The sequence below is a fragment of the Microtetraspora fusca genome, from assembly GCF_001570365.1.
Taxonomy (GTDB): domain Bacteria; phylum Actinomycetota; class Actinomycetes; order Streptosporangiales; family Streptosporangiaceae; genus Microtetraspora; species Microtetraspora fusca.
Map to the genome: position 1 here is coordinate 36,999 of NZ_BBYK01000067.1, position 18,994 is coordinate 55,992.

At 74.3% G+C, this 18,994-nt stretch carries 13 protein-coding genes; 6 read left to right on the forward strand and 7 right to left on the reverse strand.

Annotation, left to right across the window (positions count from 1 at the left end; genetic code table 11):
* The first annotated feature begins 60 nt into the window (after positions 1–60).
* Positions 61–1,764, forward strand: a complete 1,704-nt coding sequence (locus tag AWQ68_RS31865; protein WP_066947644.1) for an FUSC family protein — start codon at positions 61–63, stop codon at positions 1,762–1,764.
* Between the two features lie 29 nt (positions 1,765–1,793).
* The gene (locus tag AWQ68_RS31870; protein ID WP_066947647.1) at positions 1,794–2,297 is read left to right on the forward strand and encodes a MarR family winged helix-turn-helix transcriptional regulator; all 504 of its coding nucleotides are present in this window, start codon (positions 1,794–1,796) and stop codon (positions 2,295–2,297) included.
* Between the two features lie 44 nt (positions 2,298–2,341).
* Here AWQ68_RS31870 and AWQ68_RS31875 read toward each other — a convergent pair whose 3' ends face one another.
* Both AWQ68_RS31875 and AWQ68_RS31880 read right to left on the reverse strand, forming a co-directional pair.
* A complete protein-coding gene (locus AWQ68_RS31875) occupies positions 2,342–3,010 on the reverse strand; it encodes an endonuclease (protein WP_245656294.1) in 669 nt (222 codons plus the stop codon).
* A gap of 9 nt (positions 3,011–3,019) precedes the next feature.
* A complete protein-coding gene (locus tag AWQ68_RS31880) occupies positions 3,020–3,610 on the reverse strand; it encodes a TetR/AcrR family transcriptional regulator (protein ID WP_066947650.1) in 591 nt (196 codons plus the stop codon).
* A gap of 60 nt (positions 3,611–3,670) precedes the next feature.
* Between AWQ68_RS31880 and AWQ68_RS31885 the strand changes: the two genes are divergently transcribed.
* The gene (locus AWQ68_RS31885; RefSeq protein WP_066947653.1) at positions 3,671–6,772 is read left to right on the forward strand and encodes a bifunctional cytochrome P450/NADPH--P450 reductase; all 3,102 of its coding nucleotides are present in this window, start codon (positions 3,671–3,673) and stop codon (positions 6,770–6,772) included.
* A gap of 38 nt (positions 6,773–6,810) precedes the next feature.
* Here the strand turns inward: AWQ68_RS31885 and AWQ68_RS43785 are convergent, their stop codons facing one another.
* The 4 genes from AWQ68_RS43785 to AWQ68_RS31910 form a co-directional block, all read right to left on the reverse strand.
* The gene (locus AWQ68_RS43785; protein ID WP_169809024.1) at positions 6,811–6,966 is read right to left on the reverse strand and encodes a hypothetical protein; all 156 of its coding nucleotides are present in this window, start codon (positions 6,964–6,966) and stop codon (positions 6,811–6,813) included.
* Positions 6,967–7,066: 100 nt separating this feature from the next.
* Positions 7,067–11,602, reverse strand: coding sequence for a cation-translocating P-type ATPase (locus AWQ68_RS31895; RefSeq protein ID WP_066947658.1), 4,536 nt, complete (start codon positions 11,600–11,602; stop codon positions 7,067–7,069).
* Positions 11,603–11,689: 87 nt separating this feature from the next.
* On the reverse strand, positions 11,690–12,160 hold the full coding sequence (locus AWQ68_RS31900) for a hypothetical protein (RefSeq protein WP_157546008.1): 471 nt from the start codon (positions 12,158–12,160) through the stop codon (positions 11,690–11,692).
* A gap of 264 nt (positions 12,161–12,424) precedes the next feature.
* Complete coding sequence (locus AWQ68_RS31910) at positions 12,425–13,558, reverse strand: anhydro-N-acetylmuramic acid kinase (RefSeq protein ID WP_066947667.1); 1,134 nt, start codon at positions 13,556–13,558, stop codon at positions 12,425–12,427.
* Between the two features lie 68 nt (positions 13,559–13,626).
* Between AWQ68_RS31910 and AWQ68_RS31915 the strand changes: the two genes are divergently transcribed.
* On the forward strand, positions 13,627–14,607 hold the full coding sequence (locus tag AWQ68_RS31915) for an N-acetylglucosamine kinase (protein ID WP_066947670.1): 981 nt from the start codon (positions 13,627–13,629) through the stop codon (positions 14,605–14,607).
* Positions 14,608–14,622: 15 nt separating this feature from the next.
* On the opposite strand, the gene AWQ68_RS31920 is transcribed toward AWQ68_RS31915, so the two are convergent.
* A complete protein-coding gene (locus tag AWQ68_RS31920; protein WP_066947673.1) occupies positions 14,623–16,185 on the reverse strand; it encodes a glycoside hydrolase family 10-like protein in 1,563 nt (520 codons plus the stop codon).
* A 136-nt stretch (positions 16,186–16,321) separates the two neighbouring features.
* Here AWQ68_RS31920 and AWQ68_RS31925 point away from each other — a divergent pair, with 136 nt between their 5' ends.
* A complete protein-coding gene (locus tag AWQ68_RS31925) occupies positions 16,322–17,851 on the forward strand; it encodes a glycoside hydrolase family 3 protein (protein ID WP_174554170.1) in 1,530 nt (509 codons plus the stop codon).
* Positions 17,848–18,747 (forward strand): MurR/RpiR family transcriptional regulator, encoded by a 900-nt coding sequence (locus tag AWQ68_RS31930; protein ID WP_084464616.1) that lies wholly within the window; start codon positions 17,848–17,850, stop codon positions 18,745–18,747. The genes AWQ68_RS31925 and AWQ68_RS31930 overlap by 4 nt, the downstream gene beginning before the upstream one ends.
* Positions 18,748–18,994: the final 247 nt, after the last annotated feature.

The window sequence follows — 18,994 nt, forward strand, 5'->3', positions numbered from 1 at the left end:
CATCGACATTCTGGACCAGCGAGATATTTTCCAAGTAAATTAGATGTTAAACTGACATATATGGGGACATATTGGGACGTTCCGGCGCGGGCGAGGCTGAGGGGCCTCGTCCGCCCGCTTCCGCTGAAGGGCGTGCTGCGGCTGCGGCCGTTCGGCGACATCTGGCACAAGCCCGCGCTCAGCGTCGTGATCGCTACCGCCGTCCCCAGCCTGGTCCTGCTCCTCCTCGGCCGCCTCGACCTAGCCATCTACGCCTCCGCCGGCTCGCTGTGCGCGCTGTACTGCCACGGCCTGCCGTACGCCGCGCGGCTCCGGACGCTGCCCTGGGTGGTCGCGGGGATGCTCGCGGGCACCGGCGTGGCGCTGGTGACCGCCTCCCTCACCGACTCGACGCTCATCCGGGTGGCCGTCGCCGCGCTGATCGCCGCCGTCCACCGCGTGCTCTGCGACGCGGCCCGCATCGGCCCTCCCGGCAACGTCGTCCTCACGTTCGTGGCCGCGACCTGCGCCTTCCTTCCACAGCGCCTGGGCGACGTCCCCGGGCACCTGGCCGTCGGCCTCGGCGCGGGCGTGGTGGCGCTGCTGGTCTGCCTGGCCCCGGCGCTGCCGCGTCCCCACGGCCCGGAGCGGATCGCCGTCGCCCGCGCCCTGGAGTCGGCCGCCCGGCTGCGCTCGGGGACGCCCGAGGAGGGGCCCGCGCGCGGCGCCGCCCGGCATGACACGGCGGCGGCCGTGAACGCGGCCTGGCACACACTCGCACTGCTGCGGCCGAGATCGGCCGCAGGGCTCCGGTCACGGGCGGCGCTGGAGCGGCTGGTGGAGCACGCGGAGGCCGCGCTCGCGGGCGGGCGGGCCGATCCGGACGAGGCCGCGCGGCTGCGCGAATGGGCCCGCGCGCTGCGCCGCGGCGGCCCGCTGCCCGCCGTTCCACCGGAGCCCGGTGCCTGCGCCGTGTCCCGGTTTCCCGCCGCGGGAGCGGGAGGCGGACTGCGCTCGCTGCTGTCCGCGCTGCGGCCGGGGTCGCCGCTGCTCCCCATCGGGGCGCGGGTCGCGGTGGGCTGCGCCCTGGCGGGCTGGGCCTCGATGGCGGCCGGGGTCGGCCATCCGTACTGGGCGGTCGTCACCGCCGCGGCGGTCTTCCAGGCGAACACGTCGCTGAGCTGGCAGCGGGCGCTGCAGCGCGTGCTCGGCAGCCTGGCCGGGCTCGTGCTGTTCACCGCGATCCTGCCGGTCTCGCGGCTCGGCCCGCTCGCGCTGATCGCGACGGTCCTCGTCTGCCAGTTCCTGACGGAGGCGGCGATGACCCGCAACTACTGGGCGGGCAACGTCTTCCTGACCCCGATGGCCCTGCTGATGACGGAGTTCGCGGTGCGGCAGCCGGCGTCGGTGCTCGTCGCCGACCGCTGGCTGGACACCTGCGTCGGCGCGGTGCTCGGCGTCCTGAGCTGCCTCCTGGTGACGAACCGGCGGGCGGGCGGCCGGGTCGACCGCGCGCTGCGGCGGGCGGCCCGGGCCCAGGAGGACGCGCACGACCTCGTCGCGGAGCGGGAGCCGTACGGCGCGGCCCCGAGCGCGCCTGAGGCGGCGCGGGTGCGGCGCGAGCTCGCCGAGGCCCTGGTCCAGCTCCGCGAGGCCGTCGAGGTCGCCTCCGGCGAGTGGTGGCAGCGGGCGCTCCCCGAGCAGGAGGTCGCCCTGGCCGAACGTGAGGGACATCACCTGCTCGCCGAGCTGGCCGCGCGGCTGCCCGTCGCGCGGGCCGCCTGACAGCCGCCCGACCAAGGAAGGGAGTCCGTATGGAGGACGTCGTCGCCGGGGTGGTACGGCAGTGGCAGGGGGTGCGCCCCGATCTCGATCTCGGGCCGATGGCCGTGATCGGGCGGCTGAACCGCTGCTCGGCGCTGCTGCGCCAGGCCTCGGACGCGCTGCTGGGCGAGGAGGGTCTCACCCGGCCGGAGTTCGACGTCCTCGCGGCGCTGCGCCGGGTCGGCGGCGAGCTGACGCCGAGCCGGCTGGCCAGGGAGACGTTCGCGTCCGGGGCCGCCGTCACCAAGCGGGTCAGGGTCCTGGAGCGCGAGGGACTGGTGGCGCGCCGGGTGGACGGGCGGGACCGCCGGGTGGTCCATCTGTCGCTCACCGAGCGGGGCCGCGAGCTGATCGACCGGCTCCTGCCCGAGCAGCTCGCGCTGGAGGCCGCGCTGCTGGCGGGTCTCGACCCGGAGCGCCGGGACAGGCTGGCCGCCGCGCTCGGGGAGCTGCTGGTCACCCTGGAGGGACGGCTGGGCGGCCTGGTCGGCTGAGCGGGACGGTCACCGAGACGTCATCCGAAACGTCAGCCGAGACGTCATCGGGACGAGCGCGCGGCGGCCTTCACCTCGTCGGCCGTTCCCTTGCGGTGGGAGACCCGGATCAGCGCGGCGGAAAGCCGGGCGAGATCGCGGGCCGATCCGGCCAGCTTGGTCAGCGGGCCGCTCTGCCGGGGCAGGCCGACCCGGCCGGCGGCGTCGAGGACGCGATCGTCCAGATAGGGCGCGACCTGCGGCCACACCACCTGGACCTCGCGCAGGAAGATGTCGGCGCCCGTCGGCCCGATCCCGGGGAACGCGGTGAGCAGCGATCTGATCCGCCGCGTGTCGCCGCCGGACTCCTCGCGCAGCCGGCGCAGGTCGCCCGCCCACCGGTCGATCAGCAGGTCGGCCTCCTCGCCGAGCATCGTGGACGTGCGCTCGTCGTAGCGCCGGTAGTGGCCCCGGCCGAGCGCGTCCACCCGGTCCTGCCAGCTCGCCTCCCGCATGGACCGGGGCGTGCGGCATCCGGCGGCGAACAGCTCCCGCGCGGCGGCGACCGCGATCTCGGACGAGATGCGGGCGCTGAGCAGGGTGGCGAGGACCAGCAGCTGGTACAGCGGGCTCGGCTTGTCGGCGAGCCGGATGCCGGCCTCCTCCGCGTAGGTGCGGCCGTAGCGGTCGAGGAGCACGCCCACCACGTCTTTGTCGCTGTCCGTCCGTGTCACGCGGGTCCGCTACCCGGGTGACACCTCGGCATGCGCGGTCCCGCCGGAGCCATCCCTCCCGTACGCGGACAGGCCGTTGACGATGAGCGTGACGGCCTCCTCGAAGGCGGCGTCGTCGCGCCCGGGGAACATGCCGTTGATCTCCGCGAGCAGGAATCCGGCGGTGAACGCGAAGAGGGCGTTGCGCACCGCCGCCATCCGATCCTCGGGCACGCCGGCCGCGGCCAGCACCCGGCACAGCACGTCCGACACCCCGTCCTGGCGCATGAGCTGGGGGTGGGCGCACAGGTACGGGTAGAGCGAGGGGTGCCGGTGGGCCAGGGCGCGCAGCCCGGCGCCGAGGCCCCTGATCTGCTCCTGCCAGGAGGACCCGTCGTCGTCGGCCGGCTTGATCTCGGAGAGAACCAGGGTTCGCACGCCGTCGAGGAGCGCCTCCTTGTTCGGCACGTGGTGGTAGAGCGACATCGGGTTGACGTTCAGCGCCGCGGCGAGCTTCCGCATGCTCAGCGCCTCGACCCCCTGCTCGTCGATGAGGCGCAGCGCCTCAGCGTGGATCTCCTCGGGTGAGAGGGGCGCACCCCTCCGCGCACTCACTGCCATACGCTGTATGGTAGCTTTCCATACAGTGTATGGCTGACAGAAGGCAGGAGGTCGTCTCACATGGCCCAGCTCGCGTCCGTTCCCAGCCTCCGGGGGTTGCCCGTCGTTGGAAACGCGCTGCGCGTCCCGCGCGACCGTCCGAGCGCGTACTTCGAGGAGGTGGCCGCGCGGCACCCGGGCGGCCTCTACCGCATGGAGCTGCCCGGCAGGAGCGTGCTCTTCGTCTACGATCCCGACCTGGTCGCGGAGCTGTGCGACGAAAGCAGGTTCTACAAGCCGGTGGACGCGCCGCTCTCCACCGTACGTGACTTCGCCGGTGACGGGCTTTTCACGGCGCGCGGCGACGACCCGGTCTGGGGGCAGGCGCACCGGATCCTCCTGCCCGCGTTCGGGCAGCGGTCGATGAAGGCGTACTTCCCGCAGATGCTGGAGGTCGCCGAGGCGCTGGCCGCGAAGTGGGCCCGCTCCGACGAGGTCAACGTGCCCGAGGACATGACGCGGCTGACCCTGGACACGATCTCGCTCACCGGGTTCGGCTACCGCTTCGACTCCTTCCGGAGCGCCGAGCTGCACCCCTTTCTGCAATCGATGGGCAACGCGCTGACCGAGGCGATGGCGCGCAACCGCCAGCTCCCGTTCGTCACCAGGGTGAAGCGGCGGGCGGACGAGGCGTACCGAGCGGACATCGCGCGGATGCGCGAGCTGGTGGACGAGGTCATCCGCGAGCGGCGCGCTGCCGGGGCCCGCACGGGCGAGACCGACCTGCTCGGACTCATGCTGGACGCGGCCGACCCGCGCACCGGCGAGCGGCTCTCCGACGCCAACATCCGCGACCAGGTGCTGACCTTCCTCATCGCCGGGCACGAGACCACCAGCGGCCTGCTCTCCTTCGCGATCTACAACCTGCTGCGCAACCCCCAGGTGCTGGCCCAGGCGTACGCCGAGGTCGACCGCCTGCTGCCCGGCGACACCGTCCCGACATACGAGACGATCATGAAGCTGGACGTCGTCCCGCGGATCCTCGACGAGACGCTGCGGATCTGGTCGCCCATCCCCTCGATCGGGCTGGCGCCGTACGAGGACACGGTGATCGGGGGCCGCTACCCGGTGGCGAAAGGGTCCAAGTGCGTGGTGCTGCTGCCGCCGCTGCACCGCCACCCCAAGGCGTGGGAGCGGCCCGACGAGTTCGACATCGACCGCTGGCTGCCCGAGAACAAGGCCGCGCACCACCCGCACGCGTACAAGCCGTTCGGGAACGGCGAGCGGGCCTGCATCGGCCGCCAGTTCGCGCTCACCGAGGCCCGGCTGGCGCTCGCGCTCGTCCTCCAGCGGTTCGCGATCTCCGATCCGGAGGCGTACCGGATGGAGATCAAGCAGACCCTCACCGTCAAGCCGGACAACTTCACGGTGCGGGTGCGGCCGCGCCGGGCGGCCGAGCGGCTGGACGCCGCGCCCGCGCCCGCCCCGGCGGAGGCGGAGGACGAGCGGGGCGCCCAGGTCGAAGTCCAGGGGGTGGGACTGACCGTCGCCTACGGCTCGAACCTCGGCACCTCGCAGGACATCGCCGAGCAGGTCGCCGACCGGGCCCGCAGGTCCGGCTTCGCGACCACGCTGACCTCGCTCGACGCGCTGGAGCCGCCCCGGGACGGGCTGCTCGTCGTGGTCGCGGCCAGCTACAACGGCAAGGCCCCGGACAACGCCGCCGCCTTCGACGCGGCGGAGAGTCTCGGCGACCTGCGCGGGCTGCGCTTCGCCGTGCTGGGCTGCGGAAACACGCAGTGGCCGACGTACCAGGCGTTCCCGAGGAGGGTCGAGGCCAAGCTGCTCGCCGCGGGGGCCGAGCAGCTCGTCCCGCGCGGCGAGGCCGACGCCTCGGGCGACTTCGACGGCGACGTGCGGGCATGGACGGCGACGCTCTGGTCGGCGCTGGCCGCCGAGTACGGCGCGGGCGCGGCGGCCGAGCCGGAGGGCCGCCGCTACCGGGCCGAGCTGCTGACGCAGACGCAGGTGCGGCCCGCGGTCGTCTCCGATCGGGCGGTCCCGCTCACGGTGACCTCCAACGAGGAGCTGGTCCGGGATCCGTCCGGGCTGTGGGACTTCGGCGAGGAGCGGCCCCGGCCCGGGGTGCGCTCGATCGTCGCCGAGCTGCCCGAGGGCATCACGTACGAGGCGGGCAACCACCTCGCCGTGTACGCGAAGAACGACCCCGAGCTGGTCGCCTGGGCGACACGCTGCCTGCGACTGCCCGCGGGGCAGGTGGTGCGGGTGAGCCAGGAGGGCGAGCGCTCCACGCACCTGCCGCTCGGCGTGCCGGTGCCGGTGGAGTTGTTGCTGACCGAGTTCGTCGAGCTGCAGGAGGTCGCCACCCGCTCCGACCTGGAGACGCTGGCGTCCTTCACCGAGTGCCCGTGGACGCGGGGCGAGCTGGCCCGGATCGACTACGCCGAGGACGTGCTGGCCAAGCGGGTGTCGGTGCTGGCCCTGCTGGAGCGGTTCCCCTCGATCGCGCTGCCGCTGGAGGCGTTCCTGGAGATGTGCGGTCCGATCCGGCCGCGCTTCTACTCGATCTCGTCCTCGCCGCTGGCCGGGCCGCGCCGGGTGCGGATCACGGTGGGGCTGGTGGACGGCCCCGCGTGGTCGGGGGCGGGGCGGTACCGGGGGATGTGCTCGGCCTACCTGGCCGGACTTGAGCCGGGGGACACGTTCTACGGGTACGTCCGGGTGCCCTCTCCCCCGTTCCACCTGCCCGCCGACCCGGCCACGCCGCTGGTCCTGATCGGCCCCGGCACCGGTTACGCGCCGCTGCGCGGCTTCCTGGAGGAGCGGTCGCTGCTGCCGGACGCCGGTCCGGCGAAGGTGTTCTACGGCTGCCGCCACCCCGAGCACGACTGGCTGTACCGGGACGAGACCTGGGACGCGGACGTGCGCGTGGCGTTCTCCGCGCTGCCCGGCCATCCGCACCGGTACGTCCAGGACGCGCTGCTGGCGGACGCCGAGGGCGTGCGCGACCTGGTCGACCGCGGAGCGTACGTGTACGTCTGCGGCGACGGCGTGCGGATGGCCCCGGCGGTGCGCCGGGCGCTGGTGGAGATCTGCGGCGAAGAAGGGGTAAGCCGGCTGGAGGCGGAGGGCCGCTACCAGCAGGACGTGTTCGGCGGCTGAGGAACGCCCGCCGAACCGGACAGGAGCGGGCGGGGCCCCTACGCGGCCTGGAAGAAGACCGGCTGGGGCCCGCCCGTACGCATCCCGCCCGTACGCATGGTGGACAGAACCAGGGACTGGACGATCCGCATGATGAGGGCCTCGAGGAGCATGAAGGCCGCCTTGGCCAGCACGGAAGCCAGGAACTCGGTCACTTGATACCTCACGGGGTGAAACTGCACTTACGGCCAGATTCCACCACATAAACGGATAGCGAGGCACCATCTAGGTGAACGGAAGATGAACAGGCTATGACTACTCGGCGGCTCCCGCGATGGCAGGGACCCCTGTGACCTGCGGGGCGGCGGAGACCTCGGGATGGCCCACAGGAGGGACCGCCGGGTGGACGGCGGCCGCCCGCTCGACCACCCGCCCCAGCAGAGCTGCCCCCGTGGCGCAGCCGAGCCCGATGCCCCAGCCTACCGGCCCGACCGGGCGGGAGCCGAAGAACTGGCTGAGCCCGGGGACCGACACGATCAGGGCCAGGACGGCGAGCGACGCCAGCGCGGCCAGCGCGACCGGGCGGTCCCTGCCGCCGGCCATGAGCGTCTGCAGCAACTGCGTCGAGACCAGGCCGATCAGCCCGACCGTGTCCGCGCGTCCACGCGTCCCGGTCATCCGCGCCAGCGCCCAGGCCAGCCCGGCGCCCGCGGCCGTCGTCCCCGCGCGTACGTAGATGTCGCGGGTCAGGGCCGCGCCGAGGGACGCCTCCGGACCCTCCTCCAGGAGCTTCTCCGGGCTGGTGGCGCTCGGCGGGCGCACCGCGACCATCATGGCCGGGAGCATGTCGGTGAGCAGGTTGACCAGGAGGAGCTGGCGGGCGTTCAGCGCGCTGCGCCGGGTGAGCAGGCTGGAGCCCACGGTGAAGAGGATCTCCCCGACGTTGCCGCCGAGCAGGATGCCCAGCGACTCGCGGACCGATCCCCACATCGCCCGCCCCTCGACGATGGCGTCGATGATCGTCTCGATGCGGTTGTCGGCCACGACGATGTCGGCGGCGGCGCGGGCGGCGGGCGTGGCCCCCGATCCGAGCGCCACCCCCACGTCGGCCAGCCGGATCGCCGGCACGTCGTTGGCGCCGTCGCCGGTGACCGCCACGACCTTCCCGGCGCGACGCAGGCAGGACACGATCCGCGCCTTGTGCGCGGGGGTGACCCGGGCGAAGACCGACACCTTGGGCAGCAGTTCCACCAGCGCGTCGTCGTCCATCTCGTCGATCTCGGGGCCGGTCATGACGGGCATCCCGTTCAGCGCGCCGACCTCGGCCCCGATCGCCTCGGCCGTGCTCGGGTGGTCGCCCGTGATCATGACGACCCGGACCCCGGCGCGGATCAGCCCCTCCACGCTCCGCTTCGCCGTGGGCCGTACCGGGTCGGACAGGCCGAGGTAGCCGAGGAAACACAGCCGGCTGATCCGGGACTCGTCCAGGTCGGCCCGGCTGGAGGCCTGGCGCTCGGCCACGGCGAGCACGCGGTAGCCCTGCCGGGCCAGCCGGTCCACCTCCTCGCCCAGCTCCGCCCGGATCTTGTCGTCCAGGGGGACGACCTCGCCGTCGCGTACGACGCTGTCGCAGCGCTCCAGCACGACCTCGGGCGCCCCCTTGACGCTCAGCAGGTGGCCGGTCTCGGACAGGCCGAGCACGGCGTGGTAGCCGCGGGCGGGCTCGAACGGCATCTCGTCGACGCGCGTCCACTCGCGCAGGCCGTCCTCGGGGGTCACGCCGATGCGGGTCCCCCCGTCCACCACGGCCCGGTCGGTCGGGTGCGGGATGGCCCGGCCGCCCCCGAACCGGGGGGACGCGCGCAGGGCGGCGCCGACGATCGGGCGCAGCCGCGGGGTGAGCGCGTCCACATCCTCCTCCGTCCAGCCGTCCGACACCCGGCCCAGGCTGATGCGCCCCTCGGTGAGGGTCCCGGTCTTGTCGAAGCACAGCACGTCGACGCGACCGAGCGCCTCGATGGTCGCGGGGTTCCTGACCAGGGTGTTGCGGGTGGACAGCCGCCTGGCGGCGGCCAGCTCGGCAACGGTGGCGATGAACGGCAGCCCCTCCGGGACCGCGGCGACGGACAGGCTCACCGCGGTCGACACGGCGGAGGCGACCGGCGAGCCGCGCAGCAGGTCGATCACCATCAGCAGCGCGCCGGAGCCGAGCGCGACGGGCAGGATGCGCCGGCTCAGTTCGCGCAGGCGCAGCTCCACCCCGCTCGGGGGCGGCCCCTCGCGGCCCATCTCCGCCGTGCGGCCCACCTCGGTCCCCCCGCCGACCGCGACGACCACGCCCAGGCCGTGCCCGGCCGCGACGGTGGTGCCCTGGTAGACCATGGACGTCCGGTCGGCGACGGCCAGCGCCGCCGTGGGCGCCGTCGTCTTGGTCACGAGCTGCGACTCACCGGTGAGCGTGGACTCGTCCACCTCCAGGCCGACCGCCCTGATCAGCCGGGCGTCGGCGGGCACCGCGTCCCCGGCGCGCAGCTCGATCACGTCGCCCTGGACCAGGTCCTCGGCGATCGCTCCCCCGCGGCCGCCCCGGCGCAGGAGCCGTACGTGGATCTCGGTCTCCTTCGTGAGGTGGCGCAGGGCGCGCTGGGCGTCCCTGCGCTGGGCGCCGCCGAGGACGGCGTCCACGACCATCACCCCGCCGATCAGGACGGCGTCCAGGACGGAGCCGACCACGGCCGACACCCCCGCGCCGGTGGCGAGGACCGGGGTCAGCGGGTTCGCGAGCTCCTCGACGGACGCCCGGACCAGCGACGGCGGCTTCTCCGGCACGCGAAGCGCGACCGCCCCCCGTCGGTGGGCGGCCTCCTCCTCTTCCAGGCCGGCGGATGAGGTGTCCAGCCGGGTCAGCACGTCCGACGTCGCCATCGCGTGCCAGGGCGTGCGATCGGCGGCGGTCGGCGGCCGCTCGCCGCGCAGGCCGCGGCCCACCAGCGCGCCGACCACCATCGTCGCCAGCGCGGCGGCATCGCCGAGGAGGAGGGCGCTCGGGATCACGCGCCTGCCGGGCGCGAGCGCCGCCATCCCGAGACCGAGCACGGCGGCGAACATGGTCACCCGGACGCTCTGCTCGCTCGCCTTCCTGGCGTACGGCAGGCCGCGCAGCAGCAGGTGGACGCCCTCCAGGTCGGCGATCACGTCGGCGTCCCACGGCACGTGGGACGAGCCGCTCCGGAAGACGCCGATGCCGAGGTCGGCCTCCGACAGCCCGTGCGGGGAGCGCCGCGACACGAGGGCGACGCCGTGCCCGTCCTGCTGGAGGCTCCGCACCGTGCCGACCAGGTGCGCGGCGCCCTGTGCCGTCTGATCCACGCCCAGGCGGCGGCCGAGTCCCGGCTCCCCTCCGGCGATCACGACGCGGACGGCGCCCATCGGCGCCGCGGCGAGCGCCTCCGAGAGCGGGTGCAGCTCCGGCGCGAGGCCCACGAGCGCGACCCGCGCGCCGTCCCTCCGCACCTCGACCGGCCGCACCCCGCGCTCGCGCCACAGCGCCAGCCGCTCGACCTCCCCCGTCTCCGGCTCCCGCTCCCGCAGGAGCGGCTCGGCGACCCAGTCGCCGTCCGTGCGCCGCGCGTCCGGCTTCTTCAGGTCGAGGAGCGTGTACAGCCGGGCGTGCAGCGCGTCGCGATCGAGGTCCGGCGTGAGCGGCACCACCTCCTCGATCTCCCACCCGCCGGTGGCGAGCACGGCGGCGTCGATGAGGACGGTGTCGATCCGGTCCATCCGACGCAGCGCGATGCGGTGCAGCACGATGCCGCCACGCTCCGACAGCACGCGTACGAGGACGCTGACGAAGCCGTCCCGGCCGAGCCGGGCCGCCTTGGGCGTCGTGGAGATCAGCACCGAGACGCCGCGCTCCTGGCTGCGGCTGATCACCGAGGTGAGGCCCTGCGCGCCCAGGGCGGCGAGGCTGGCCGCCTCGGCGTACCGCTCGATCGGGCCGTGCGGCAGGGACGCGGGGCGGGGCTTGGTGGGCACGCGCAGGTGGCGGTAGGTCCCCTCGTGCGCCGCGAACTCCTCCTCGCGCCGGGCCCAGGCGCGACGGCCCGCCCGGGCGTCGGCGAACCGGCCCCCGGCCGCGAGCGAGTCGAGGAACAGGGCGATGGGCCGCACCGCGAGCGTCGAGACGACGATGCGGCTCGCCGTGAACAGCGTGTCGGTGGCCGGCACCCCGATCCGGCGTTCCAGCGTCACCCGCACCCGGGGCATGTGCTCGACGAGCCCCACGAAGGCGGGGACGGTGGGCGGCAGCCGCCGTACATGGGTGAGGAGCCCGGCCAGCGCGAGGCCGGTGCCGGCGAGGCCGCCGAACAGGGCGATGCCCGCGTGGACCTGCTGTTCCACACCGTCGCGCGCCCACCGGACGCCGCCGGCCTGCTCGACCTCCTCGGCCTCCTCCTCGTCGCCGACGTCACCGGCGTCACCGAGGTCGCTCAGGTCGGGGAACTCGCCCCCGCCCGCCGGGTCGGCCTCCTGGCCGTCGGGCTCGGCCTCGCCCGTGTCGCACTCCTGGACGATCGCCAGCAGGCGGGACAGGTCGGCGTCCTCGGCGTGGTACACGAAGACGCAGCCGAGCGCGCCGTTCACCTCGGCGCGGACGGCGCCCGCCTCACGCAGGCGGGCCTCAAGCGCCTCGGCCGCGTCCCGCGTTCCGGGACCGCCGATGTGGCGCAGTTCGATCCGGGTTCCGCCCGCGCACGCCTGGACGCGGCGCGGGCGCGGTACGAAACTTCGCAGCGGCTCCGGGAGGATGCTGAGCAGCGTGCCGAAAGCGGACAGTCCGGGAAGCGCCATGTCAGCGGCTCCGGTCTGTCATGTGGGTCGGGCGGCGGGCGGCGGTCCGGGCGGGCGTCTGGCCGCCGCCCGGACAGGACGGCGGGATCACCTGCGCGTCCGCGCGGCACCGGCGGTCGTCGCCGTCGGAGTCTGCCGTTCCCGCGACCAGGCCTTGGACTCCTCCATGCGTCCGCGCTGCGCGAGCATGGTCCCCACGCCGATGGCGGCGGCGACCGGCCACTCGATCACGCCCAGGACGGCGAGGGCGCCGAGGCCTCCGTAGTAGATGACGCGCTCCGGCGGCGGGAGGAACGACCGCGCCACGTCCACGGCGTGGCCGACCTCCTGACGGCTCATGTGCGGCATCTCCAGGTGCGGCATGTGCGGCCGGTGGAACTGGAGGCTGAGCATGGGCAGGTTCAGCGTGAACTGCCCGTTGTGCCCGTCATGCCGCTCCGGCCTGATCGCGCTCGGCATCGGCGTGGGCGTAGGTGCGGGCGCGGACGGGGTGGCGGCGCGCGTACGCGTGGTGGTCCGCGTCGCCGTCGTCGTCCGCTTGCCCGCTGGCTTCTCCACGGCCGGCTGCTTCCTCGTCGGCCGGGGCGTCGTGGCCGCGCGTGTACGGGTCGCACGGCCCGTCTGGGGCGTCTCCGTCACGATCGAGTCCCTCCTCCACCCGGGAGCGGTCCCCCGGCAAGACGGCAGGGAGGACGGCGCCCGGCTGCGGGCGGGCCTCCCGTATCTCCATACTTCGCCCGCCCAGGGATTACGGAAAGCCCTAATCGCGTCCTTTTACAGTCCCATTCTCGATCCCGGACACTCCGCCGCCCGAACCGCGGGTCAGCGCAGCCGGAGCCGCTCCGGTGGCGCCGTGAGAGGCGCGGGCAGCCGCAGCGGGCCGTGTCCCGGGGTGACGGTGCCCAGAATCCGCGCCCCCGACGCGCCCGTGCAGCCGGGCACCGTCCCCGGCAGCCCATTCGCGGTCAGCCAGCCCAGGTAGGAGAACGCGATCGCCTCCTTGGCATCGGAGGGCACGCCCAGCTCGTCGCTCACCAGGAAGCGGACGCCCGGCGCCCGGCGCCGCAGCTCGTCCATGACGACCGGGTTGCGCACGCCGCCGCCGGACACGACCACCGTGTCCAGCCGGTGCCGCCGGATCTCCGCCGCCGCGGTCTCCCCGGTCAGCGCGGCCAGCGTCGCGAGCAGGTCCGGGAGGTCCAGCGCGTACGGCGCCGCCACCCTGGCGAGGTATCCCTCGTGGAACAGCTCCTTGCCCGTGCTCTTGGGCGGTGTGCGCCGGTAGTACGGGTCGGCGAGGAACTCGGCGAGCAGCCCCTCGTGGACCCTTCCCGCCGCCGCGAGCCTGCCGTCCTCGTCGTACGGCCGGCCCGTCGCGGCGAGCACGGCGGCGTCCAGGAGGGCGGAGGCCGGGCCGGTGTCGTACGCCACCGGGACGGCGGGCACGGTGAGGTTGGCGATCCCGCCGAGGTTGAGCGCCCCGGCCCGGCCGGGCAGTCCGGCCAGCAGTGGCAGGTCGAACGCGGACACCAGGGGCGCGCCGTGGCCGCCCGCGCTCACGTCGCGGACGCGCAGGTCCGAGACGACCGGGACGCCGAGGCTCTCGGCGATCCAGGCGGGCTGGCCGAGCTGCAGCGTGCCCCGGACCCGGCCGTCCTCGACCCAGTGGTAGAGGGTCTGCCCGTGCGAGCAGATCAGGTCGGCGGCGGGGCACTCCCGCGCCGCCCCGGCGAACGCCTGGCCGATCAGCGTGTCCAGGCGGCACACCTGCGCCATGTCCACTGGATGCGGCGGCAACGCGGCGACGATCGCGGCCCGCAGCTCCGGTTCGTACGGCCGCGCGCCCACGTGCTCGACCACGCCCGTGAGGACGCCGTCGGCGGCCATGGTCCAGTCCACGACGGCGCTGTCGATGCCGTCGTGGGACGTCCCCGAGATCAGCCCGAGCACCCGCACGCCTGCTCCTTGTCGGGATTCTTCATAGGAATATAGTTCTTGGAAGATTATCTACACATGGAGAGCGTGTGACGACTCTGGTCATCGGCGTCGACGGCGGGGGCACCGGCACCCGCTGCGTGGTGGCGACGCGTACGGGCGACGTGGCCGGGAGGGGACACGGCGCGGGCGCGAACGTGCTCTCCGCCGCCGACCCCGCGGGCAGTCTGCGCTCCGCGCTGGAGGGGGCTCTGTCCGGCCTGGAGCGCGACCGGGTCGCGGGCGGGGTGTTCGCGCTCGCGGGCGCGGGATCGGCGCCGCAGCGGGCCGAGGCGCTCGCCGCCGAGGCGTGGCGGGCCTGCGGCCTGCCCGGGCGGCCCGTGGTGGCGCCGGACATCCTCGCCGCGTTCGCCGGGGCCACCGAGGAGCCCTCGGGCCGGGTGCTCATCGCCGGCACCGGCGCGGTCGCCGCCAGGATCAGCGGGCGCGCCGTCGTCGCCCGGGCCGACGGGTACGGCTGGATCCTCGGCGACGAGGGCTCGGGGGTGTGGATCGGACGGCGTGCTGTACAGGCCGTGCTGGGCGCCCTCGACGGCCGGGGCGCGCCCACGGCGCTGCTCGACGGGCCGCCGGAGTGCGCGATCCGCGACGCCCTGGTGGAGGTCCCGGGGGAGCCGGGCGCGCGTCTGACCCCGGGGGCGGTCGTACGGGCCGTCCAGGCCGGGGTCACCGAGGGCGGGCCCGCGTGGCTGGGCCGGTTCGCGCCGGCGGTCGAGGCCGCCGGCCGCCTGGGCGACGAACCGGCCCTGGAGATCCTGCGCGAGGCCGCGCGCCGGCTCGTGGCCACGGCGCGGTCCCTGGGAGAGGAGGCCGGGCCGACGGTGCTGGCCGGGTCGCTGCTCACCGAGCCGACCCTGCTGGCCGGCCTGGTCAGGTCCGGGCTCGGCGGCCCCGCGCTCCCCGCCCGCGACGGCGCGGCGGGGGCGGCCGCCCTCGCCCTCCACCGCGCCGCGCCGGAGGCCCCCGAGGCTCCGGACCTGCTGGCCGCCCATCGCAGGCTCATCGCCTGATCGGGCGGCCCCGGATCAGCGGACCGCGCGGCCGTCGCTCGGCTCGCTGATCCGGCTCACCCGGTCCACGGCCGCGACGTAGTAGTGCGCGCCCGCGCCCCCTTCGGGGTCGGTCCAGCGCACGTTGCGACCACCCGGCACGACCGCGACCAGGTTGCGGGCGTCGGCGAAGTCGCCCCGCCCGGCCTCGCGGTCGAACCGGAAGACCGCGAACTGGAACGGCGCCTCCGGGCCCGTGGCCACGATGTGCAGCTCGGCGCCTCCCGCGGCCCTGCGGGCGTTGGCGAGCACCGGCCGGCGCGGCGGGCGACCGCCCGCCAGGCGCGGCAGCAGCGGGCCGAGGGCCGGCCGGGTGTAGTGGTCGGTCGCGACCGTGGAGAGGGAGCCCAGCCGGTCCTCGCGCACGTCGACGGCGCTGAACCAGATGTCACCGCCGACCTCCGGATGGTTCCGGTTGAGCGCGAGGTGATTGGTCAGCTCGTCCGGCCGGAACCACTGGGCGGGCTGCCCGTCGACGCCGGCCTTGTAGGCGGCCTGGCCGATCCAGAGCTGCACGCCGGTGCCGGACGCGACGCCGGACCACCAGGGGATCAGCTTCGCGTAGTCGGCGTTCGACTGGCCGATGTACCAGTAGATCTGCGGCGCGATGTAGTCCAGCCAGCCCTTCCTGACCCAGCCCCGCGTGTCGGCGTGCAGGTTGTCGTAGGACTGGCCGCCGGCGGTGTCCGAGCCGAGGGGGTCGGTGGACTTGTTCCGCCAGATGCCCGACGGGCTGATGCCCCAGGCGACCTCCGGCTTGGCCTGCCGTACGCGCTGCTGCATCTCCTGGACCAGCAGGTCCACGTTGTTCCGCCGCCAGGAGGCGAGGTCGGGGAAGCCCGCGCCGTACTTCGCGAAGGCCGCGCTGTCGTCGAACGCCGTCGAGTTCACGGGGTAGAAGTAGTCGTCGAAGTGCAGACCGTCGATCTCGTACCGGGTGATCGCGTCCATCATCGCGTCCTGCACGAACGCCCGTACCTCGGGGATGCCCGGGTTGTAGTACAGCTTGCCGCCGTACGGGACGATCCAGTCCGGGTGCTTGCGGGCCGGGTGCTCGGGGTGGAGCTTGGCCGGGTCCGGCTGCATCGACACCCGGTACGGGTTGAACCACGCGTGGAAGGCCAGACCGCGCCGGTGGGTCTCCTCGACGAGGAAGGCCAGGGGGTCGTAGCCCGGGTCCTGTCCCTGAACGCCGGTCAGCCACTCCGACCACGGTTCGAAGCTCGACGGCCAGAACGCGTCGGCGGTCGGCCGGATCTGGACGAACACCGAGTTGAGCTTGCGCGCCTGCGCCAGGTCGAGCCAGGCGAGGTACTCCGCCTTCTGCTGGTCGACGGTCAGGCCCGGCTTCGACGGCCAGTCGATGTTGACCACCGAAGCGATCCACATCCCGCGCATCTGGCGCAGCGGCGGGATGTGACCGTCGGGGTTCCCCGCCGCGAAGGCGGGCGAGGAAGCGAGGGCGGACAGGGGGAGAGCCGTCGCGGTGGCGGCCAGAGCCAGGCCGCGCAGGACGGAACGTCGGGTGGGGGAAATCATCGGACCTCCGTGGGGGATGAAGAAGAAGGCGCCGAGCGCGAGATTGGCAGAAACTTACTTTCAGATCAATGACGGTGAAAGAAAGTGTCATTGATGTGTAACCTGCTTCGAGACGTCAACACGGGAGGGTGACCTCGTGCCCGCACGCAGCTCCAGCCTGGACCGGCTGGCCATGACCGTCCTGCAGCCCGGCTTCGACGGCGTCGCGCCGCCCGCGTGGTTGCGCGGGGCGCTCGCCGACGGCCTGGGCGGCACCGTGCTGTTCGCGCGCAACATCGTGGACGTCGGGCAGACGGCCGCGCTCGTCGCCGCGCTGCGCGAGGAGAACCCGGCCGTGGTCGTCGCGGCCGACGAGGAGGGCGGCGCGGTCACCCGGTTCGAGGCCGCGCTGGGCAGCTCGTGGCCCGGCAACCGGGCGCTCGGCGTCGTGGACGACGTCGCCCGCACCGAACGCGTCGCCCAGGCGATCGGCCGGCTCCTCGCCGCCGCGGACGTGACGCTGAACTACGCGCCCGTGGCGGACGTCAACGCCAACCCGGCCAACCCGGTGATCGGCATCCGCTCCTTCGGGCCCGACCCCGACCTCGTCGCCCGGCACACCGCCGCCTGGATCACCGGCCTCCAGGCCGAAGGGGTGGCGGCGTGCGCCAAGCACTTCCCCGGCCACGGCGACACCGTCACCGACTCCCACCTCGCGCTGGCCACCGTGCACGCCTCCCTCGACGTGCTCCGCGAGCGCGACCTGCCGCCGTTCCGCGCGGCGGTCGAGGCCGGCGTCCGCTCGATCATGTGCGGCCACCTGCTGGTGCCCGCGCTCGACCCGGACGTCCCCGCCACGCTCAGCCGGCGGATCCTCACCGGCCTGCTCCGCGAGGAGCTCGGCTTCGACGGCATGCTCGTCACCGACGCGATCGAGATGCGCGCCGTCGCCGCGCTCCACTCCCCCGGCGAGGTCGCCGTACGCGCGCTCGCGGCCGGAGCGGACGCGATCTGCGTGGGCGTCTCCTCCCCCGGCGGCGAGAGCGTCTACGCGCTGCGGGACGCGATCGTCGAGGCGGTGCGCGACGGCCGGCTGCCCGAGGAGCGCCTCGCCGAGGCCGCGGCCCGGGTCCTCGCCCTCGCCGACTGGCACGCCGCCCGGGCCGCCGAGCGCCGCCCGGCCGAGCCCGCGGCGGCCGTCGACCTCCAGGGCGAGGAGCTCGGCCTGGAAGCCGCCCGCGCCGCCATGCGCGTCGTCGCGTCCGACGCGGCCTCCGTACCGCTCTCCCAGCCGCCCCTGGTGATCCACGTCGCGCCCCGGATGAGCCGGGCGGTCGAGCCCGGAGCCCCCGCCGGCCTCACCCGTGAGCTGGCCGGGCTGCTTCCCGGCACCGAGGGCCATACGATCATGACGGAGGCCACCGCGCTTCCCGACCTGAGCGGCGATCGGCCGGTCGTTCTCGTCGTGCACGACGCGGGCCGGCACGCGTGGGTCCGCGAACTGGTGGCGACAGCCGTACAGGCCCGGCCGGACGCGATCGTGGTGGAGACCGGCATTCCCGCCGAACCAGTTGGGGCGGTATATGTCACTACACACGGCGTCTCACGGGCATCTGAGCGTGTCGTCGCTCGTTGGCTCACCGGCGGCGAAGAACCGAGATCCGGACAGGAGAAGGCGGCAGGGTGAACGAACACGAAGGGCCCAACCCGGTCAATCTGGTGGCGACGGTGCGGGCGGTCCTGCCGTCGCTCACCCCCGCGGCCCAAGCCGTCGCCCGCCTGATCCTGGACGACCCCGCGATGGTCGCCGGCAGCACGATCACCGAGTTCAGCGCCGCCTCCGGCACGAGCGAGGCGACCATCGTGCGCACCGCCAGAGCCCTCGGGTTCGCCGGCTACTCCCAGCTCCGCTTCGCCCTCGCCGCCGCCGTGGCACGCGCCAAGCCCGAACGCCTCGTCCCCGGTGACCTCGGCCCCGACGACCCCCTCACCGACGTGATCGCGAAGGTCACCCGGGCCGAGTCCGAGGCCCTCGCCGACACCGCCGCCCAGCTCTCCCCCGAGCGGCTCGCCGCCGTCGTGGAGGCCATCGCCTCGGCCCGGCGGATCGACGCGTACGGCGTGGGGGCCTCGGGGCTGGTCGCGGTCGACATGGCGCAGAAACTCATGCGCATCGGCCTGCCCGGCCACTCCTTCACCGACGCGCACCTCGCCCTCACCAGCGCCGCCCTCGTCCGCGCCGGCGACGTCGCCGTCGGAGTGAGCTGCACCGGCGAGACGCCCGACGTGCTCGGCCCCATGCGCCTGGCGAGCGCGGCCGGGGCGGTCACCGTGGCGATCACCAACAACCCCCGCTCCTCGCTGGCCGAGCTGGCCGACCACGTCCTGGTGTCGGCCGGCCGGGAGACCGCGTTCCGCCCCGGGGCGCTGGCCAGCCGGATCAGCCAGCTCCTGATCGTGGACTGCATCTTCGTCGGCGTGGCCCAGCGCACCTTCGACACCTCCGACTCCGCCTTACGCGCCACCCGTGCCGCGCTCAACGGCTACCTCGAGGACGCCCGCCGCCGCACCAAGACGGGCTGAGCGCCGTACGACGGGTCGGGCGACACCGCGTGGTGGGGTGCGCGGCGCTCGCCGTCGATGAGCAGCGCTGTGCTCCGGCGGGCGGCCTGACATTCCCTGTTCGCGCCGTTGATGGAGTGGCGCTGCGCTGCGGCGGGTGGCTGTTCCGGCGCGCCGTGATAGCTGATCTCTGGTGATGCCGCTCCCGCGGCCATCGCGGGCGCGGTGGTACAGGGCACGGTCCTACGCGCGCCTCCACAACCACCCG